15 protein-coding genes are annotated in these 18,950 nt (G+C 64.4%); 6 read left to right on the forward strand and 9 right to left on the reverse strand.

What is annotated here, in order from left to right:
• Positions 1 to 106: 106 nt before the first annotated feature.
• The 4 genes from gltB to FJ222_05230 are packed head-to-tail and all read left to right on the forward strand — an operon-like array spanning position 107 to position 9,115.
• A complete protein-coding gene (gene gltB / locus FJ222_05215) occupies positions 107 to 4,651 on the forward strand; it encodes a glutamate synthase large subunit (GenBank protein ID MBM4163821.1) in 4,545 nt (1,514 codons plus the stop codon).
• A 7-nt stretch (positions 4,652 to 4,658) separates the two neighbouring features.
• The gene (locus FJ222_05220; protein MBM4163822.1) at positions 4,659 to 6,086 is read left to right on the forward strand and encodes a glutamate synthase subunit beta; all 1,428 of its coding nucleotides are present in this window, start codon (positions 4,659 to 4,661) and stop codon (positions 6,084 to 6,086) included.
• 9 nt (positions 6,087 to 6,095) lie between these two features.
• On the forward strand, positions 6,096 to 7,508 hold the full coding sequence (locus FJ222_05225) for an amidophosphoribosyltransferase (GenBank protein MBM4163823.1): 1,413 nt from the start codon (positions 6,096 to 6,098) through the stop codon (positions 7,506 to 7,508).
• On the forward strand, positions 7,505 to 9,115 hold the full coding sequence (locus FJ222_05230) for a CTP synthase (GenBank protein ID MBM4163824.1): 1,611 nt from the start codon (positions 7,505 to 7,507) through the stop codon (positions 9,113 to 9,115). The genes FJ222_05225 and FJ222_05230 overlap by 4 nt, the downstream gene beginning before the upstream one ends.
• A 332-nt stretch (positions 9,116 to 9,447) precedes the next feature.
• On the opposite strand, the gene hemW is transcribed toward FJ222_05230, so the two are convergent.
• The 3 genes from hemW to FJ222_05245 are packed head-to-tail and all read right to left on the reverse strand — an operon-like array spanning position 9,448 to position 11,861.
• Entirely contained in the window at positions 9,448 to 10,584 is a 1,137-nt protein-coding gene (hemW, locus tag FJ222_05235; protein ID MBM4163825.1) for a radical SAM family heme chaperone HemW, read from the reverse strand.
• On the reverse strand, positions 10,581 to 11,105 hold the full coding sequence (locus tag FJ222_05240) for a hypothetical protein (protein MBM4163826.1): 525 nt from the start codon (positions 11,103 to 11,105) through the stop codon (positions 10,581 to 10,583). The genes hemW and FJ222_05240 overlap by 4 nt, the downstream gene beginning before the upstream one ends.
• 54 nt (positions 11,106 to 11,159) lie before the next feature.
• Positions 11,160 to 11,861, reverse strand: a complete 702-nt coding sequence (locus FJ222_05245) for a ThuA domain-containing protein (GenBank protein MBM4163827.1) — start codon at positions 11,859 to 11,861, stop codon at positions 11,160 to 11,162.
• 248 nt (positions 11,862 to 12,109) lie between these two features.
• Here FJ222_05245 and FJ222_05250 point away from each other — a divergent pair, with 248 nt between their 5' ends.
• Both FJ222_05250 and FJ222_05255 read left to right on the forward strand, forming a co-directional pair.
• Positions 12,110 to 13,180 (forward strand): AI-2E family transporter, encoded by a 1,071-nt coding sequence (locus FJ222_05250; protein ID MBM4163828.1) that lies wholly within the window; start codon positions 12,110 to 12,112, stop codon positions 13,178 to 13,180.
• A gap of 53 nt (positions 13,181 to 13,233) precedes the next feature.
• Positions 13,234 to 14,022: a DUF2437 domain-containing protein gene (locus FJ222_05255; protein MBM4163829.1), complete on the forward strand. Its 789-nt coding sequence runs from the start codon at positions 13,234 to 13,236 to the stop codon at positions 14,020 to 14,022.
• A 131-nt stretch (positions 14,023 to 14,153) separates the two neighbouring features.
• Here the strand turns inward: FJ222_05255 and FJ222_05260 are convergent, their stop codons facing one another.
• The 6 genes from FJ222_05260 to FJ222_05285 are packed head-to-tail and all read right to left on the reverse strand — an operon-like array spanning position 14,154 to position 18,635.
• Positions 14,154 to 14,615, reverse strand: coding sequence for a hypothetical protein (locus FJ222_05260; GenBank protein ID MBM4163830.1), 462 nt, complete (start codon positions 14,613 to 14,615; stop codon positions 14,154 to 14,156).
• Positions 14,616 to 14,624: 9 nt separating this feature from the next.
• Positions 14,625 to 15,725 (reverse strand): 2Fe-2S iron-sulfur cluster binding domain-containing protein, encoded by a 1,101-nt coding sequence (locus FJ222_05265; protein MBM4163831.1) that lies wholly within the window; start codon positions 15,723 to 15,725, stop codon positions 14,625 to 14,627.
• Positions 15,726 to 15,727: 2 nt separating this feature from the next.
• Positions 15,728 to 16,321, reverse strand: coding sequence for an NADH:ubiquinone reductase (Na(+)-transporting) subunit E (locus FJ222_05270; protein MBM4163832.1), 594 nt, complete (start codon positions 16,319 to 16,321; stop codon positions 15,728 to 15,730).
• A 1-nt stretch (position 16,322) separates the two neighbouring features.
• On the reverse strand, positions 16,323 to 16,940 hold the full coding sequence (locus FJ222_05275; GenBank protein ID MBM4163833.1) for an NADH:ubiquinone reductase (Na(+)-transporting) subunit D: 618 nt from the start codon (positions 16,938 to 16,940) through the stop codon (positions 16,323 to 16,325).
• Complete coding sequence (locus tag FJ222_05280; protein ID MBM4163834.1) at positions 16,937 to 17,680, reverse strand: FMN-binding protein; 744 nt, start codon at positions 17,678 to 17,680, stop codon at positions 16,937 to 16,939. The genes FJ222_05275 and FJ222_05280 overlap by 4 nt, the downstream gene beginning before the upstream one ends.
• Complete coding sequence (locus tag FJ222_05285; GenBank protein MBM4163835.1) at positions 17,607 to 18,635, reverse strand: RnfABCDGE type electron transport complex subunit D; 1,029 nt, start codon at positions 18,633 to 18,635, stop codon at positions 17,607 to 17,609. The genes FJ222_05280 and FJ222_05285 overlap by 74 nt, the downstream gene beginning before the upstream one ends.
• Between the last annotated feature and the right edge of the window lie 315 nt (positions 18,636 to 18,950).

The following is an 18,950-nucleotide window of genomic DNA, read 5'->3' on the forward strand; positions in this document are numbered from 1 at the left end:
AGAATTTTTTCATTTCGATGAAATGGGTTGATTCGTTCGAGATTGGCACAGGCGGTGCGATAGTGAACGAGAATGTATTCGGAGCGGACACGGAAGGAATCGCCCCATGCCAAATGATGACCAGCCTGCGCAGCGAAGGCCAGAAGCCCAGGGGCTTTATGACCCTGCAAACGAACACGACGCCTGTGGCGTGGGCTTTCTGGCGAACATTAACGGGCAGACGAGCCACCAAATCATTACAGACGCGATCACGGTGTTATGCAATTTGGTTCACCGTGGCGCGGTGGGTGGCGACGCGGCGACAGGTGACGGGGCGGGCATTTTAACGCAGATTCCCGACGCCCTTTTCCGGGCCAAGACGGAGGTGATCGCTGATCGGTTGCCACCGGCCGACACCTACGGCGTGGGGATGTTTTTCATGCCGCAGGACCCTGCCGCCCGGGCGCTATGCCTGTCGGCGGTCGTCGAGGTGGTGAAGGACGAAACGCTCGGATTCCTCGGCTGGCGCGACGTGCCGACCGATTCCTCGGTGCTGGGCGGGCAGGCGCTGGCCACGTGTCCGGTGGTGATGCAAGGGTTTGTCGACGGGTGCGGGCTGGCCGGGGAGGCGCTGGACCGCAAGCTCTATGCCGTCCGCAAGCAGATTCAGGCGCGGGTGCTGCCGTTGTTGCCGCCCGGTCAAGTCTTCTACGCGGCGAGCTTCTCCTGCCGCACGATCGTCTACAAGGGGATGCTGACCGGCGGACAGGTCTCGGGCTTTTATCGCGACCTGAGCGATACGCGGTACGCGAGTGCCGTCGCCGTGGTCCACCAGCGCTACAGCACCAACACGTTCCCTTCGTGGGAGCTGGCTCAGCCCTTTCGTTTTCTCGGCCACAATGGCGAGATCAACACCCTTCGGGGAAACCTGAACCAGATGCAGGCCCGGGAGCACGCGCTCGCCTCGGACCTGTTCGGTGCTGACATCCACAAGATCCTTCCTGTTGTCGATGCAGGCGGGAGCGATTCTGCGGCGCTCGACAATGCGGTCGAGCTGCTCTACCGGGGCGGCCGCTCCCTGCAGCATGCCATGATGATGCTGATTCCCGAGGCGTGGGGAGCCAAATATCCGATCGGCCCGGATCAGCGCGGGTTCTTTGAATATCACGCGGGGCTGATGGAGCCGTGGGACGGGCCGGCTACGGTGGCTTTCACGGACGGACGATGCGTCGGCGCGATCTTGGATCGCAACGGCCTCAGGCCCGCCCGGTACACGGTGACCCGTGATGGCTTCATCGTGCTGGCGTCGGAAACGGGCGTTCTGGACATCGCGCCGGAGAATGTGGCCGAGAAGGGCGCGCTCCGTCCTGGCCAGACGCTGGTGGTCGATTTACAGAAACACCGGGTCATGAAAAACGTCGAGGTCAAGGGTCTTCTGGCGCGACGGCACCCGTATCGCCGCTGGGTCGAAGAGAACGCGATCACCATTCAAGGCTTGTTCGGCGCGGTCGCTCCCATCATACCCGACACCGCGACGTTGTTGCAGCGACAGCGGCTCTTTGGCTACACCCGTGAAGACCTCGACGTGCTGTTGGAGCCCATGGCCTCCAAGGGGCATGAGGCGGTCGGGTCGATGGGCCATGACGTGCCGCTGGCCGTCTTCTCCGAGAAGCCCCAGACGCTTTACAACTACTTCAAGCAACTCTTCGCCCAGGTCACCAACCCGCCGATCGATCCGATTCGCGAGCAACTGGTGATGTCGCTCATGACCTTCATCGGCAATCCGGCCAACATCCTCAGCGAAGTACCGGGGCATGCGCGGCTGGTCAAGCTGCAACATCCCGTGCTGTCCAACGAGGATCTTCGCCGGATTCGCAACCTGAACAGCGGCGAATTCCGCACACACACGCTGCAGGCCGGCTTTCCTGCTGGAGGCGCTGGCGCGGCTCTGCAGGCGGCATTGCTGCAACTGGCGCAACGGGCCGAGTCGGCGGTTTATCAGGGCGAGAACATCGTGGTGCTCAGCGACTGCGGCCTGGCATCTGATGAGACGCCGATCCCGATGTTGCTGGCGGTCGCGGCGGTCCACCGTCATCTGATTAACAAGGGACTGCGCACCCGGGTGGGGTTGCTGGTAGAGTCTGGCGAACCCCGCGAGGTGATGCACGTGGCGCTGCTACTCGGCTACGGTGCCACCGCCGTGAACCCGTATCTGGCGTTTGAAACCGTCGCCCAGATGGCCCTCGATACGCGGCTGGGCGCGATCACGCCCGCCAAGGCTATCGAAAATTACATCGCGGCGCTTGGCGAGGGCTTGCGCAAGATTATGTCCAAGATGGGCATCTCGACCCTGCGCAGCTACCGTAGCGCGCAAGTGTTTGAGGCGCTGGGGATCAGCCGCGACGTGGTCGATGTCTATTTCACCGGCACCGCCTCGCGGGTCGGCGGGATTGGCCTCGACGAAATCGCGGCGGAGGCCAACGCCCGCTGGTGCGCCGCCCGCGAACCGCGTCAGGATCAGATGCCGATCCTGCCGAGCGGCGGGTTTTACAAACTTCGCAAGGATGGCGAACGCCACTTGTGGACGACCGAGACGATCACGGCGTTGCAGCAGGCCGTTCGCGAGAATGATTACGCGCGCTACCAGACGTATGCCGCCCTGATCAACGACCAGACGCACAGGCAGTTCACCTTGCGCGGGATGTTTGCGTTCAAGGCAGCCGATCCCGTGCCGCTGGAGGAGGTCGAGCCGATCACATCCATCATGCGGCGCTTTGTGACCGGCGCGATGTCATTTGGCTCGATCAGCCGCGAGGCACATGAAACGATCGCCATCGCCATGAACCGGATTGGCGGCAGAAGCAACAGCGGCGAGGGGGGAGAAGATCCCGAGCGCTACACGATCCTGCCGAATGGCGACAACCGTTGCAGCGCGATCAAGCAGATTGCCAGCGGCCGCTTCGGCGTGACGACGGAGTATCTGGTCAATGCCCGCGAACTCCAGATCAAGATCGCCCAGGGCGCCAAGCCGGGCGAGGGTGGCCAACTCCCCGGCCACAAGGTCAATGCCGAGATCGCGCGGGTTCGTCATGCCACGCCGGGTGTGACGCTCATCTCGCCGCCGCCGCACCATGACATCTATTCGATCGAGGACATCAAGCAACTGATCTACGACCTCCGCAACGTCAACCCCGGGTCCGAGGTTTCGGTCAAGCTGGTTTCGGAGCTGGGCGTGGGCACCGTCGCCGCGGGCGTGGCCAAAGCCGAGGCCGATCGGGTGCTGATCAGCGGCTATGACGGCGGCACGGGTGCATCGCCGCTGACGTCGATCAAGCACGCTGGCGCGCCATGGGAGATCGGCCTCGCCGAAACCCAGCAGACGCTGTTGCTCAACCACTTGCGCGACAAGGTGCGGGTGCAGGTCGACGGCCAGCTTAAGACCGGGCGTGACATCGTCATTGGCGCCCTGCTCGGCGCGGAAGAGTTTGGTTTCGCCACAGGCGCGCTGGTTTGCATGGGATGCGTGATGATGCGCAAGTGTCATCAGAACACGTGCCCGGTCGGCGTAGCGACCCAAGACCCGAAGCTGCGCGCGTGCTTCACGGGGCGGCCCGAGCACCTGGTCAATTTCTGCCGGTTTTTGGCCCAAGATGTCCGTGAGCGTCTCGCGGCGCTCGGCCTGCGCTCGCTGGATGAGGCGGTCGGGCGATCTGATCTGCTGGAGACCAACGAAGCGGTGACCTTCTGGAAAGCGCGCGGCCTCGATTTCAGTAACGTGTTCTACCGGCCGCAGACCCGGACGCCGCCCCGGTGCGTCAACCCCCGCCACATCGATTTGGGCGACACGCTGGATGCCCGGTTGCTCGAGCAGATCGGGCCCGCCATCGAGGCCGGGGAGAAAATCGTGACCCACTCGCCGATCCGCAATGTGCATCGGACGGTTGGCACGCAGGTTGCCGGCCGTATCGCGCAGAAATACGGTCACCGAGGGCTTCCCGACGACACGGTGGTCATGCGCTTCACGGGCGTCGCGGGGCAGAGCTTCGGCGCGTGGGCGGCGAGCGGTCAAACCCTGATCCTCGAAGGCGAGGCCAACGACTACGTAGGCAAGGGGCTCTCCGGGGGGCGCATCGTTGTGCGGCCGCCAGCGGGCGCCGACACGTCGGGCGACGCCCACACGATTGCCGGAAACGTTTTGCTGTACGGCGCCACCTGCGGCGAGGCCTACATCGCGGGCCGCGCGGGCGAGCGCTTCGCCATCCGCAACAGCGGGGCGGTGGCGGTCGTAGAGGGCGTCGGCGACCACGGCTGCGAATACATGACTGGCGGCCGCGTGGTGGTGCTCGGCCGCACCGGGCTCAATTTTGCGGCAGGCATGAGCGGCGGGCTGGCCTATGTCTACGATGAGGATGGCCTCTTCGATGCTCGCTGCAATCTGGACATGGTGGATTTGGAGCAAGTGGTTTCCGAAGCCGACATCGCCGAGTTGCGCGGACTGATCGAGCGACACGCGGCTGCCACCGGCAGCGCTCGTGCGGCGACGATGCTCGCCGCTTGGGACGAAACCGTTCCTCGGTTCGTCAAGGTGTTCCCGATGGAATACCGCAAGATTCTGGGGCAGATGATGCGCGAAGACGAGCAGACGGCACGCCAGGAGGTGGCGCGTGACTAATAATCCAATGGGGTTTCTGGACATACCGCGTAAGGCCGCCGGGTATCGCAGCCGCGACGAGCGGCTGCACGACTGGCGCGAGGTGGAGCGTCAACTGCCCGAGGACCAGGTCCGGAGGCAGGCGGAGCGGTGCATGGACTGCGGCATCCCCTTCTGCCACGGCTGCGGGTGTCCGCTGGCCAATCACATTCCCGAGATCCACGCGCTGGCGCAGCATGGCCGCTGGCGCGAGGCGCTCGATCTGCAGCTCAGCACGAGCAATTTTCCGGAGTTCACGGGCCGGGTCTGTCCCGCACCGTGTGAAGGGTCGTGCGTGCTCGGCCTGGTGGGCGATCCGGTGACCATCCGGAATATCGAGCTGGCGGTGATTGAGCGGGCTTTTGCCGAAGGCTGGATGAAGCCGCGCCCGCCCGCCGCGCGACTGGCCACTCGCGTGGCCGTCATCGGCTCGGGGCCTGCCGGTCTGGCGGCCGCCGACTCACTCAACCGGATCGGCCACCACGTCACGGTCTACGAGAACGCCCCCCGTCCGGGCGGCATCCTCCGGTATGGCATTCCCGAGTTCAAACTGGAGAAGGCGGTCATCGACCGGCGTGTGCAGCTCATGCGGGATGAGGGGGTTCTGTTCGAGTGCAGCGTGCAGGTCGGCGACGACCTCTCGACCAAATTTCTGTTCAGCCGATTCGACGCCATCGTGCTGACCGGTGGCGCGCGCGAGCCCCGCAACTTGACGGTGCCCGGCCGCGAACTGAGCGGCATCCATTTTGCGATGGATTACCTCCGCGGACAAAACATGCGGCTCGACGGCGACCCGGTCCCGCCCCGCTACGATATTTCGGCGGCCGACAAGCGGGTCGTGGTGATTGGCGGCGGCGACACCGGATCGGACTGTCTGGGCACGGCCCTGCGGCAGGGCGCGAAGTCGGTGCTGCAAATCGAGATCCTGCCTGAGCCCCCCGCAACCCGAGCCCCGTCCAATCCCTGGCCGACCTGGCCGCTGATCCGGCGTGATTCGAGCAGCCATCAGGAGGGGGGCTCGCGGCGGTGGGCTGTCACCACGATCCATGCATTTGGATGCGAGGGCGCGGTGAGCGGCCTCCGTTGCGCGGGGGTCGAGTGGTCCCCCGGTGACGGCGGACGGCCTCAGATGCGAATCCAACCGGATTCGGAATTTGACGTTGAGGCCGAACTCGTGCTATTGGCGATGGGCTTCACCGGGCCGCGCAAAAACAAGCTGCTTCAGGAACTGGGCGTGTCGTTCGACAGCCGCGGAACCGTGATCCGGGACGCCGAAAACATGACGAGCGTTCCCGGCGTCTTCGCTGCGGGTGACCTCGCCCGCGGCGCCTCGCTGGTGGTGCGCGCCATCGCCGACGGCCGCGCGACCGCCGAAAGCGTTCACCACTGGCTCGCGAACACAGCGATGAAACGATAAGGACTCCCCATGGGCCAGAAAGCGAAGGAAGCGTGCGGACTGTTCGGCTGCTTCAATGTGCCGGAGGCTTCGCGGGTGATTTATTCGGGTCTGTTCGCCCAGCAACACCGGGGGCAGGAAGGCGCCGGCATCGTGGTCAGCGATGCGGGCAAGCTGCGCAGCCACCGGGGGCTGGGTCTCGTTGAAGATGTCTTCAACGCCGAGATGCTCGATTTTCTTCAGGGGCGGATGGGTATCGGGCATGTGCGCTATTCGACGACCGGCGCGTCGCGGCCGCAGAATGTGCAGCCGCTGGTCGCGGAGTGCGCCGACGGCGCTTGGGCGATCGCCCACAACGGCAATCTTTCCAATGCGCAGGAACTCCGCCGGAAATACCAGAAGTCTGGATCCATCTTCCAAACGACGACCGACAGCGAAGTGCTGCTCCACCTGCTCGCCGATCCGCACTATCGTGATCGCACCCGCCGCGTCGGGCGAGCCCTGGCCGAGCTGCAGGGCGCTTTCGCCTTTCTGCTGATGACGCGCGACTGCGTGATCGCGGCCCGCGACCCCAACGGATTCAAGCCGCTGGTGATGGGCGAGAAGGACGGCGGGATCTATTTCGCCAGCGAGTCGTGCGCACTGAGCCAGATCGGGGCGACCCTCCTGCGCGAGGTCGAACCCGGCGAACTGGTGATGGTCAGCGCGCTCGGCGTGCAAAATTACCGCTTCTCCGAACTGCCGCCCCGGCGTGCGCAGTGTATCTTTGAGATGGTCTATTTTGCGCGGCCGGACAGCACGGTTTTCGGGCACAACGTCCACCAGATTCGTCTCGCTTACGGCATGCGCTTGGCGCAGGAACACCCTGTTGACGCGGATGTGGTGATACCGATTCCCGACAGCGGCATGTCGGCCGCGATCGGCTATGCGCGGGCCAGCGGCATCAGCTTCGATCTCGGCTACATCCGCAATCACTACGTGGGGCGGACGTTCATCATGCCGGAGACGGGTCAGCGCACGGCGGGCGTGGATCTGAAGCTGTCGGTGCTGCCGGCGGTGGTCAAGGGGAAGCGCGTGGTGGTGGTGGACGACTCGATTGTGCGCGGAACGACCGTGAAGCGGCGGGTCGATCAATTGCGTGCGGCGGGAGCAGTTGAGATCCACGTGCGCATCTCCTGTCCGCCGACGCGTCATCCCTGCTTCTTCGGGATTGATTTCGCCACCGAGCGCGAGCTGATCGCCTGCGGGCGCGAGGTGTCGGACATCTGCTCGTTCATCGGCGCCGATTCGCTCGGGTACCTGAGCGAAGACGGACTGCTCGCGCCGCTGGCCTGCGGGGATGTTAATTTCTGCCGGGCCTGCTTCAACGGGACGTACCCGCTCGATGTCAGCCACATGCTGGGCAAACTGCAACTGGAAGACAATCGGGTGGAGGAGCGATGAGCAAACATGTTTTCGTGACGGGCGGGGTGGTGTCATCCTTGGGTAAGGGGCTGACGGCGGCATCGCTGGCGCTGCTGTTGATCAAGCGGGGCTACCGCGTGCGGATGCAGAAGCTGGATCCTTATTTGAACGTCGATCCGGGGACCATGTCGCCGTTCCAGCACGGCGAGGTCTACGTGACGGTGGACGGGGTGGAGACGGATCTCGATCTCGGGCATTACGAGCGGTTCACCGGCGAGGCGTGCCTCCGCGGCAGCAACTTCACGACGGGGAGCATCTACAGCGCCGTGATCCAACGCGAGCGTCAGGGGGGGTATCTGGGCAAGACCGTGCAGGTGATCCCGCATATCACCGACGAGATCAAGGCGGCGATCCGGTCGCTCGACGCGCCCGGGGTGGATATTGTCATCACCGAGATCGGTGGCACGGTGGGGGACATCGAGAGCCTGCCGTTCCTGGAGGCGATTCGACAGATGCGCCAGGAGATCGGCAAAGACAACGGCGTGTTCGTCCACGTGACGCTCGTCCCCTACATTCGCGCGGCTGAGGAGCTGAAGACGAAGCCGTCGCAGCAATCGGTCGGCTTGTTGCGCGCGATCGGCATCTTCCCTGATATCTTGGTCTGCCGGTGCGAGCATCCGCTGGGTGACGAGCACAAGCAGAAGCTGGCGTTGTTCTGCAATGTCGACCCCGCCGTCGTCATTGAAGAGCAGGACGTGGCGCACACGATCTACGAGGTGCCGGTCGAACTGGAACGGCAGACGATGGATCTCCAGGTCTTGGATCTGCTCAAGCTTCCGGCCGGCGTGCTCGACCTCTCCGACTGGCACACGATGTTGCGGCGGTTGATCACGCCATCGGGCGGTGAGATCCGGATCGCGGTCGTCGGCAAATACACTTCGCTGCGCGACGCCTACAAGAGCATCTACGAGGCGCTCACGCATGCGGGCGTCGCCAACGACGTCCGGGTGAAGGTGACGCCTGTCGAGGCGGACGAGGTCGTCGAGAAGGGCGCAGAGGTCGTGCTGGACGGAATGCATGGGATTCTGGTGCCGGGCGGTTTCGGCCAGCGCGGTGTTAAGGGGAAGATCGCCGCCGTGCGTTATGCGCGCGAGCGGCGCGTGCCCTTCCTTGGCATCTGCCTCGGCATGCAGTGCGCGGTGATGGAGTTCGCCCGCAACGTCTGTGGTCTGACCGACGCGAACAGCACCGAATTCGAACCCGAGACCCCCTACCCCGTGATCGATTTGATGGATGAGCAGCGGACGACCACCCACAAGGGCGGCACCATGCGGCTCGGCGCCAAGCCGTGTGTGCTGGAGGCGGGAAGCCGCGCGCACGCCGCTTACGGGAGCGTCGAGGTGAGCGAGCGCCATCGTCACCGCTATGAATTTAACAATGCGTTTCGTCATGCGTTTGAGCAGGCTGGCATGCGGCTGAGCGGCCTCTCGCCCGACCGCGCGCTGGTGGAGATGATCGAGTTGCCGGACCACCCGTGGTTTGTGGCCTGCCAGTTCCACCCCGAATTCCAGTCCACCCCGCTGCGCGCCCATCCGCTCTTCCGCGAATTCGTGTGCGCGGCCGTCGCCGGCCGCGATGGCCGTTAGCGCGGCTCCGTGTTCAACGCTAACACTGCTATCGGGGGCAGTCGCGTTTCGTACTCTACTCTTCATCGGTTACTTCATAGGAATGCGCATGGAAGGCCCGCTATACGAGTGAGACAATGTCGTAACGGTGAGGCCCAACAAACCCGCCCGACAAGGGCGCCCGAAAAGGGACGGGCCTTCCATCCATTCATTGTCCCACGCGTTGTCGTCTACGCTTCGTCGCAAGACTTTGTCGAGACTGCTCTCGGCCAGCCCTATAAAAATGACGAAACCCTTGATATCGGTGTGCCTGTGCCGTCTGCAGAAAGAGGGAGTGGTCGACGGCAGGGCGATTACCACAGGAGTTCGCGGCCGACGGCGTCGGCGACTTCGCGGCCGCGCACCGTGAGCCGCCAGCGCCCGGTGCCGGCCTCCTCCGTAATGCCGTGGCGGGCCAGCCCGTCAAGCCGGCGTTCCCAGGTTGCAACGTTCGGTCCTGCGGCAGGCCATCGTTCGGCGTGCCGCTGCGGGCTCCCCCCCTCGGCGAGGCGCAGGCTGAAGATGAACCGCTCCGTCGCGTCATCGGCCGGGCTGAGCGTCTCGGCCTCAGTGGGCGGATGGTTCCCGGATGTGATCGCGGCGCGATAAGCCGCTGCATCCGCCGCATGGGTGCGGCGCGTCAGCCCGATGCGCGAAGCGGCCGCCGGGCCCAGCCCCAGATAGTCCTCTCCGCGCCAGCAGGCGAGGTTGTGGAGACAGGCGCGCCCCGGACGGGCGTAGTTGGAAATCTCGTAGCGCGCGAGTCCGGCGGCGGTCAGCGCCGCCTCAGCCTGCTGCAACGCCGCCAGTCCCTCCGCTTCGCCGGGAAGCGTCAATCCCCGTTCGACCTGCCGGGCCAGGCCGCTGCCGGGTTCGACGCTCAGTGCGTACACCGACACATGCGCGGGATCCAGCGCGAGTGTCCGCGCCAGAGTTTCTCCCCAGGCCTGCTCGTCCAGGCCTGGCAGTCCGGCGATCAGGTCGAGGCCGACGTTCGCGAGACCAACCGCGCGGATCCGCCGTACAGCGGCTTCCGCCTCGGCCGCGTCGTGACGGCGCCCGAGCGCTCGCAGCGTCCGGTCGTCCAAACACTGCACGCCCATGCTGATACGGTTTACGCCCATCTCGCACAGCGCGCCCAGGACCGCATCCGAGGCCATGGGAGGCGTCACCTCCGCCGTCCATTCGACGACCGCCCCGAATGAAACCCGTTGTCGCAGGCCCGCAGCCAGCCGCCGCAACCCGTCCGGGCCGAGCGCGGAGGGGGTGCCGCCGCCGAAATAGACGGTCTCGGGGGCGACCGACACCCCTTCGGCGAGTACGTGCGCCAGCTCCAATCCCGGAAGGTCCGCATAGGCCTCGCGTTCAGCCGTCGCGCCCCGTATCGAATAAAAGGCGCAATAGAGACACTTGCCGTCGCAGTAGGGAATATGGATATAGAGATTTTTCATGCGAGACCGATGAGCAGCCCGGCGAGGAAGCCGAAACGGGCGTCGCGCGAATGGGCGCAGGCCACGGCCGCGAACACCAATGAGACCACAGCCAGCGGGAGAACCGGCGGCGGTGGCGATGCCCCGCGAAAAGCGGCCAGCGGCACCGCGCCTGCCAGCGCGGCGCCGAAGCGGTGACCCATTTTGAGCAGGAGCGCGACACGCCGCCCGCGCCGGGTTGGAGGCGGAATGCCCCGCCAGTCCGCCGGTGCCAGCAGCAGAACCGCGCCGGCGGCCAGCAGGACACCGGCGGCCTGTGTGCCTGGGGCGCGAAAGACGTCCGCAAGCCCAAGCCCGGCGAGCCTCACCGCGAGCAGGCCACAGACTGCGGCGCAACCGGCGCCAGCCGCGCGGAGGCGGTCAGCGGGCCCCGTCAGCTTCGGCTCGTCGCAGTAGGGACAGCCCTCCGCTTCGGGCGGCAGCGGCCGCTCACATCCCAGACAAAGCCTCGCTCGTGGCTTCAGTAACCTACACAATCCCATGCGTTTCACCGGGCCCGATCCTGTTGTCCGTGACGCGGCGGCTGGGCCGCTTCATTAGAACGGGCAGCAGACATCCGAGGGGTCGGTGAACTCGGGAACGATTTCCAAGCCCGCCGCCCACTGAATGCCGCGCTTCGTGATTTCAAATGCCTGGGGCACGTCCCAGTCAACCGCCACATGACCGAGGGCGCTGTAGAAGACCCGCCCCTTGCCCCACGTGCGCTTCCAGACCATGGGCATGCGTGTTCCCTTGATCCAGGTGTAGCCCTGATGTTCGCCGCTGAACACCGTCGAAGCCAGCACCTCGTTGCCGGGGTCGGTGTGCATGTAATATTGCTCCGAGTGCATCCAGAACGGCGCGAGGTTGGCGGTGATCGGATCGACGGGATCGAGATCGGTCACCTGGTAGTCAATCACGCCTCCGGGGTGCGCCACCCACTGGCCTCCGGTCATGAACTGGTACTCGGTGTTGTTGCGAAACGAATCGCACATTCCGCCGTGCCACCCGGCCAGGCCGACGCCCGAGCGGACCACAGCGTTGAGGGCCTTGAACTGGTCGCCCGAGATTTCGCCCATAGTCCAGATGGGGATGATCACGCGGAGCCCGGCCGTCACGGCCGGATCGGCATAGGCGTCCATCGAATCGCTGACCACGACCTCGAACCCGCGGACTTTGAGCCACGGCACCAGGCGGTTGGAAAACTCAACCGGTTCGTGTCCGCTCCATCCGCCGCGGACCACCAGCGCCTTGGCCACAGCCCGCGCTCGTTTCGTCGTCGCCTTGCTTGTCATCACAACACCCCTTAAGCGTGGTTTGAAACAGGTGCCGGGACCCAGCCCGAACGCCATGTCCCCCTAGTATCGGGGGTTTGCGGCCCGGCGTCCAGCGCAAAGCGAGACAGCGCAAAGCGAGAATGAGCAAAGAAAGGCAGGCGGATTGGGGCTTGCGGATCTCAACGGGGTTGCCTATCATGTGCCATTGGGTTTGACCGGGAGCCGTTGTCATGGAATTGACCAAACCTGGTGTGTCGCTGATGGCACTCATTGCAGGCGGCTGCATCCTGGTGATGGCGCCGTTTGTCTCCTCTATTCTCTGGGCGGCGGTCATCTGCTTCGCCACATGGCCGTGGCACCAGCGGCTGGAGCGCCTGTTCGGCCGTCGCCGCACGCTCTCCGCCGCCGTCATGGCGACGCTCGTGATTCTTGTGACCGTGCTGCCGTTTGTGCTGGCGATCACGGCGCTCGATGATAACATCGCGGCGCTGCTGGCGCGTGTGCAGGAGTACCGTACGCAGGGACTTCCACAGCCTCCGGGTTGGCTCATCCGCCTTCCACTCGTCGGCGAGCCGCTGCAGGCCCACTGGGCCGATCTGGCGGCGGACAGCGAGCGAGGCCACTCCTTTCTAGCCATGTTGTTGGAACACTCCAAACCCTGGCTGTTGCGCCGCAGCCAGGATCTGGCGATTGGCGTGCTCCGGCTTGGCTTCAGCGTCGTCATTGCGTTTTTCCTCTATCGTGACGGGGATCATCTCGTCGAGCGCATCGCCGAGCTGAGCAAGCGCGTTTTGGGCGAATACAGCCAGCATCTGGTCGCCGTGGTGGGACAAACCATTCGCGGCGTGGTCTATGGCTTTCTGGGCACGGCGCTGGCGCAGGGCCTGTTGGCGTCAATCGGGTTCACGATCGCCAATATTCCCGGCGCCGGACTGTTGGGGCTGCTCACCTTCATTCTCGCGCTAGTGCCCGGCGGTCCACCTCTGGTCTGGATTCCGGCCACCCTTTGGCTGGTGGCAGAGGAGCGGATGGGCACGGCCATCTTCATGGGGCTGTGGGGACTGGTGGCGATCAGCAGCAGCGACAATGTCCTGCGCCCCTACCTCATCAGCCGCGAAGCCCGGCTCCCCTTTGTGCTGGTCTTCCTCGGCGCCATGGGTGGCATCCTCGCCTTTGGTTTTATTGGCATTTTTCTTGGCCCCACGCTATTTGCGGTGGGGTTTGCGATCCTGAACGACTTTCTGGTTCACAAGAACACGGTCGCGCCTCCGCAGCTCGTTCATCCCCAAGTCCGCAGGTGAGCGCATCACGAAACACGAAGGACATTTCTAGATAAGGAAAGGAAAGCGCGCGAATGAAGATCGTCCGATTCAGTGACAAGACGGGCCGGGCGCAGTATGGGATCGTCGAAGGCGAACGCATTGCGGTTGCGACAGGCGATCCGATTTCGGGGCTTCAGCGGACGGGGACTTCGGTGCCGCTGGCGGGCGTCACGCTGCTGGCGCCGGTCGAGCCGGTGAACGTGCTGTGCATCGGGCAGAACTATCAATCGCATGTTGATGAGCGGGGAGATAAACGGCCCCAGGCACCGGTCTTGTTCATGAAGCCAACCACCGCGATGATCGGGCCGAATGCGCCGATCGTGATTCCCGCGATCGCGCCTGCCGAAGTGGACTACGAGGCCGAGTTGGCGCTGGTGATCGGCAAGACCGCCCGTCACGTGTCCGAGAGCCGGGCGCTGGAGTATGTGCTCGGCTACACCTGCGCCCACGACGTGAGCGCGCGGGACTGTCAGCGGAACGACGGCCAGTGGGTGCGGGCCAAGGCCTTCGACACCTTTTGTCCGATTGGCCCGTGGCTCGAGACGGAACTCAACCCCTTGGACGTACGCGTCCGTGGGCGTCTGAACGGACAGACCCTCCAGGATGCCTCGACGTCGCTGATGATCTTCGGTATTCCATTTCTGATCAGCTATCTGTCGCGCGGCATGACTCTGCTGCCGGGCACGTTGCTGCTGACCGGGACACCGGCGGGTGTGGGTTCTGCCCGCAGGCCGCCGATCTACCTCAAGCCCGGCGACCTGTTCGAGGTGGATGTCTCGGGTATCGGGGTTCTTCGGAACCGGGTGGAAGCGGAAGGGTGATCGGCGCTTCCGTGAACCATGTGCCCCTGTCCCGCATTCTGCCGTTTCTCAAGTCCGTGTCTGAGTGACGGCACACGATAACGGTTTTGCTCAAGTGATCCGTCGGGGTTGGCTTGCCTGGCTTCCGCGCGTCAGGCCGTGATGCCGAGCACGCGTGCGAGCGTCTCGGGGTCTTGGCGGAAGGGGGAATCGAGCCCTTCGTAGAAGCCGTGTGTGCCGATCAGGTGGATGTTCAACTGGGTGAAGGTCACCCGCTCGCCTGTGCGCAGGTTGCTGACCTCGACGAACTCTTTCGGATAGAGCCCGGGATGTCCGAAGGGGCAGGGGAGTTTGCCGCAGACGGAGTCGACGCGGATCTCAAGATCGGAGTCGACGCGGATCGGCTCGCCCAGGCCCCGTGCGCCGGCGGCGCGCAGCTCGCGCAGGCGGGCGGCGATGGTGGCGTGGGTCAGGCCTAGGCGTCGCACGGCCGCGTCGTCGGCGTCGAGGATATCGCGCAGCGTCCGGCGGTCCACGCCAAGCATGCCGTCGCGGGTGATGGCGCCCGGCCGCATCTGTCCCTGGATGATATCGTCGCGCTTGCTCTGTTTCATGGCGGCCTCCTAAGCGAACTTGTCGTAGAAGATGTTCTCCTCGGGCATTCCCTTTTCGCGCAGCACCTGGATGCAGGCGTCGATCATCAGCGGGCTGCCGCAGAGATAGGCCTCGGCCTGCGCGGCGTTCGTCACGTGCCGGCCAACCACTTCGGTGATCAGGCCGGTTTCGCCCTCCCAGCGATCGTCGGGGTCGGGGGCCGAAAGCGCCGGGATAAAGCGGAAGCTCGGCAGCTCGGTCTCGATGCGGCGCATCTCCTCGACTAGGAACAGGTCGCGTTTGGCGCGGGCGCCGAAGAAATAGCGGCAGGGGCGCGGGTTCTGGGTGCGCGCCATCTCCAGCAGGATCGCCCGGATCGGCGCCATCCCCGAACCGCCGGCGATGAAGATGAGTTCGCGTCCGGTCGGACGCAGGCCGAACGTGCCGTACGGCCCGTTGAGGGTCACGCGGTCGCCGACCTTCAGGTGCTTGTGGACGTAAGTGGTGCAGATGCCGTTGGGGACGTAGCGGATTTCCAGCTCGATCTGGCTGGGCTGGCAGGGGTCTGAGGCAACGGAGTAGGCGCGGTAGATCGGCTCGTCCGTCAGCGCATAGGGAGGCACTTCGATCTGGACGAACTGTCCGGCGGTGAAGGTGATCTCGGGCGGGTCGAGCAGCTTGAGGGTCACCTGCTTGATGTCGTGCGTCAGGTCGGAGAGGGTGGCCACCTCCGCCTGATACTGCTTGACGGCGAACAGCTCCTCGGGGATGCGGATGCGCAGGTCGCGCCGGACCTTGACCTGGCAGGACAGACGGACGCCGGACTTCTGCTCCTCGGCGGTGAGCCAGGGGGTCTCCGTGGCCAGCAGCGGTCCCGCGCCCTCGATCACGGTCACCTTGCACAGGCCGCACGAGCCGCGGCCGCCGCAAGCCGAGGGAATGAAGATCTTCCGGTCTTTGAGCGCGGCCAGCAACGGTCGGCCGCCCGGGACGGTCACGATCTGGGTGTCGTTGATCGTGATGCTGCGGTCACGGGTGTCGACGATCACAGCTTCGGCGAGCATCAGCAAAAGCGCGAGCCCTGTGTTGATGGCGCACAGAATGCCCACGGCTAGGAGGAGATCGCTCATGGCTAGTTCAGACTCACCATGCCGTTGAACCCCATAAAAGCCAAGGCCATGGTTCCGGCGATGATCAGGGCGATTCCCGGCCCCTCCAGCCCGCGCGGGATGCGCGAGCGCTGCGCGAGCCGTTGGCGGATGCCAGCCATGGCCAGAATGGCCAGCGCCCAGCCCAGCCCGGCGCCCAGCCCGTAGCCGAAGGCCTGCCAGAAGGTGTAGTTGCGGATCACCATGAAGAGGGACACGCCGAGGATGGCGCAGTTGACCGTGATGAGCGGCAGGAAGATCCCCAGCGCGTTGTAGAGCGGCTCGGAGACCCGCTCGATGATCATCTCAACCAACTGGACAAAGGCGGCGATGACCACGATGAAGACGATGAAGCGCAGGTAGACCAGATCGAACGGCACGAGGATGTACGCGTAGACCAGCCAGTTCAGGATGCTGGTCGCCGCAGTCACGAAACTCACGGCTGTGCCCAACCCCAGCGCAGTCTTGATCTCACGCGAGCAGCCGAGAAACGAGCACATCCCCAGATAATTGGTCAGGAGGATGTTGTTGGTGAAGACGGCCGAAAACAGGATGGTGAAGAAACCGAGCTGTTCCATGTTACGCCCCCGCTTTCCGGGCCGGTCGCATGACCCACCCCTTGATGATCCAGATGAACACCGCCAGCACGAAGAACCCGCCTGGCGCCATGACCATCACCGACCAGTTCGTCCAGTTCGGGCCCAGCAGCGGGAGGCCCCAGATCGCCCCGGTGCCGAGGAGTTCCCGGACACAGGCGATCACGAGCAGGACATACGAATAGCCGATCCCGGCTGAAAGGCCGTCGACGAACGAGATGAGCGGCGGGTTCGTCAGCGCGACCGCCTCGGCGTGCCCCATGATGATGCAGTTGGTGATGATCAGTCCGACATACGGGCCGAGCTGGCGGGAGATGTCGGGGTAGAATGCCTTCAGGTAGATGTCCACGAGGATGACCATGCAGGCGATGACGAGCACCTCCACCATCATGCGGATACGCGGCGGGATCCGATTGCGCAGCAGCGAGAGGGTGAGGTTGGAGAGCGCGGTCACAAAGACCAACCCCAGGCACATCACGAGCGTGTTCCGGAGCACGTTCGTCACCGCCAGGGTCGAGCAGATCCCGAGCACCTGCACGAACACCGGGTTCTGCGTGCCGAGGTTCTCTTTGAACACCGTCCAGTTCCGCTTGGCAGTCATGGTTTCACCTCCGCCGCATCACGCCCCACGCCGTTGAGCAGATCCCGCACCGCGCTCGATGTGATGGTGGCGCCGGTGATAGCGTCGATCTCCGTCGGCTCGGCTGAGCGCGTCCCCTCGGCTTTCAGGACGAACGGGCCGCTTTTGCCTGCGGTCTGCTCCTGAAACCACGGCTCCTCGATCCGCGCGCCGAGGCCCGGGGTTTCGTTGTGATTCAGGAAGCGGATTTTCAGGAAGGTCCGATTTTCCGGATCGAGGCCCACGACTGCGTCGATCACGCCCCACAACCCGCGTGCCTGACGCCGGAAGACGATGGCTTGGAGAGATCCGGTTCCGAGCGTGCGCACGTAGAAACAGGCGGGGCCACCGACAGCGTTGGTGCTGACCGTGTTCCGGAACAGCTCCGCCACGTCGGCGGGCCCGTCAGGCACGGGCACGCCCGCGACCTCCAGAACGGCCCGCTGCAGGAAGAGATCGGCATTGCGCTCCACCCGTTCGGCCGTGGCCAGATGGAGCGCCGAGACGCAGGTGATCAACACCAGCGACAGGGTGAACATGAACCCTGCGGCTCGCACACTCGCTTTTAAGCGGCTTTTCAACCTTATCGCCTCGCAGTTATATTCACGGCAACCCCTGCGGTTGCGCCGCAGGTGAAAAAAAGAACGCCTACCGTTTCTTTGTCGGCCCGCCTGTTCCGGACGCGCCGCCCGCTGGCTTGGCTTGCAGCGACCGGATCGCATGATCCAGAATGGGCGCGAACATATTGGCCAACAGGATGGCGAACATGGTGCCTGCGGGCCAGGCGGAGAACGTGGCGATGACGGAGGAGAGCGCTCCGATCAGCGCGCCGTAGATCCAGCGGCCGGGGTTGGTTTGTGAGGCCGATACCGGGTCGGTCGCGTAGAAAAAGATGCCGATCACCAGGCTGCCGCCCAAGGCGGCGCGCAGGGGGTCTGCGGCATTGCCCAGCCCGAGCTGCCAGAAAACGGTCTGGATTGCGGCAAAGCCGAAGAAGCCCGAGAGGACGATCCGGTAGTTGGCTGCCTTCTTCCAGATGATATAGAGGCCGCAGAGGAGGGTCAGCGCGGCGCTGGTGCCGCCGATCACGCCGGAGCAGTCGCCTAGAAAAAGGGTGGAAGACGACAGATCGGCGGCGGTTACGCCGTGGGCGGTCAGGGCCTCGGTGGAGAGTTTCATGAGCGCGCCCGGTGTGGCGGTGGTGATCACGTCGGGCGGTGCCCCGGCGGCGGTGTAGCCCCAGCGGATCAGGCCCGCAGGGAAGCGGGTCCACGGCTCGTACCACTGCGCGGTCATGAAGTTGCCGAAGCAGATGTAAATGAAGGCGCGGCCGGTCAGGGCGGGGTTGAAGACGTTCCGGCCGAAGCCGCCATAGACCATCTTGCCGAAGAGAATGCCGAAGACGATGCCCACGATCGCCATCCACAACGGCAGCGTTGGCGGCAGGGAGAACGTGAACAGCACGGCTGACACAAACACGGCTGAAGAGACCGGCTCCTTCCATCGGCGGGTGAAGACCGCCTCAGTGGCATAGGCGGCCGCAGACGCCAGCATCCCCATCACGGCCACACGCCAGCCGAAGAGGTAGATCGAGGCAACCATGAGTGGCGCGCACGCGAACAGCACGTGTTTCATCGGTTGTTGCCAGTTGATCCACTTGATGCTCTGTTGCGACATCCGCACCTCCCGGTAGACGGTATGAATTATACCGGATTAGTCCTGCGGCTTTCAACCTGGGAAATAACCGGAGGGTGCGATGGGCGCATGGCAGTTCTGATGAGGGTTACTTAATCGTAATCATAATCGTAATCTTGCTTTGCTCCTGCATGTGATCATAAAATGTTACCCATGAAAACGGTTTTTGCTCATGAGAAGCTGACTGTTTATCAGGAGTCGGTCAGATTTGTCGCTTGGGCAGACGAGATCTTGGAGACCCTGCCCAAGGGACTGGCAGTCCATGGCCAGTTGGACAGGGCTTCGACGTCCATTCCT

The sequence above is a fragment of the Lentisphaerota bacterium genome, assembly GCA_016873675.1.
GTDB lineage: Bacteria > Verrucomicrobiota > Kiritimatiellia > RFP12 > JAAYNR01 > VGWG01.

Bases quoted from the DNA above. Each gene is read 5' to 3' on its own strand.
- gltB (MBM4163821.1), top strand. From the start codon at position 107: ATGCCAAATGATGACCAGCCTGCGCAGCGAAGGCCAGAAGCCCAGGGG.
- FJ222_05220 (MBM4163822.1), top strand. From the start codon at position 4,659: ATGGGGTTTCTGGACATACCGCGTAAGGCCGCCGGGTATCGCAGCCGC.
- FJ222_05225 (MBM4163823.1), top strand. From the start codon at position 6,096: ATGGGCCAGAAAGCGAAGGAAGCGTGCGGACTGTTCGGCTGCTTCAAT.
- FJ222_05230 (MBM4163824.1), top strand. From the start codon at position 7,505: ATGAGCAAACATGTTTTCGTGACGGGCGGGGTGGTGTCATCCTTGGGT.
- hemW (MBM4163825.1), bottom strand. From the start codon at position 10,584: ATGAAAAATCTCTATATCCATATTCCCTACTGCGACGGCAAGTGTCTC.
- FJ222_05240 (MBM4163826.1), bottom strand. From the start codon at position 11,105: ATGGGATTGTGTAGGTTACTGAAGCCACGAGCGAGGCTTTGTCTGGGA.
- FJ222_05250 (MBM4163828.1), top strand. From the start codon at position 12,110: ATGGAATTGACCAAACCTGGTGTGTCGCTGATGGCACTCATTGCAGGC.
- FJ222_05255 (MBM4163829.1), top strand. From the start codon at position 13,234: ATGAAGATCGTCCGATTCAGTGACAAGACGGGCCGGGCGCAGTATGGG.
- FJ222_05260 (MBM4163830.1), bottom strand. From the start codon at position 14,615: ATGAAACAGAGCAAGCGCGACGATATCATCCAGGGACAGATGCGGCCG.
- FJ222_05265 (MBM4163831.1), bottom strand. From the start codon at position 15,725: ATGAGCGATCTCCTCCTAGCCGTGGGCATTCTGTGCGCCATCAACACA.
- FJ222_05270 (MBM4163832.1), bottom strand. From the start codon at position 16,321: ATGGAACAGCTCGGTTTCTTCACCATCCTGTTTTCGGCCGTCTTCACC.
- FJ222_05275 (MBM4163833.1), bottom strand. From the start codon at position 16,940: ATGACTGCCAAGCGGAACTGGACGGTGTTCAAAGAGAACCTCGGCACG.
- FJ222_05280 (MBM4163834.1), bottom strand. From the start codon at position 17,680: ATGCGATCCGGTCGCTGCAAGCCAAGCCAGCGGGCGGCGCGTCCGGAA.
- FJ222_05285 (MBM4163835.1), bottom strand. From the start codon at position 18,635: ATGTCGCAACAGAGCATCAAGTGGATCAACTGGCAACAACCGATGAAA.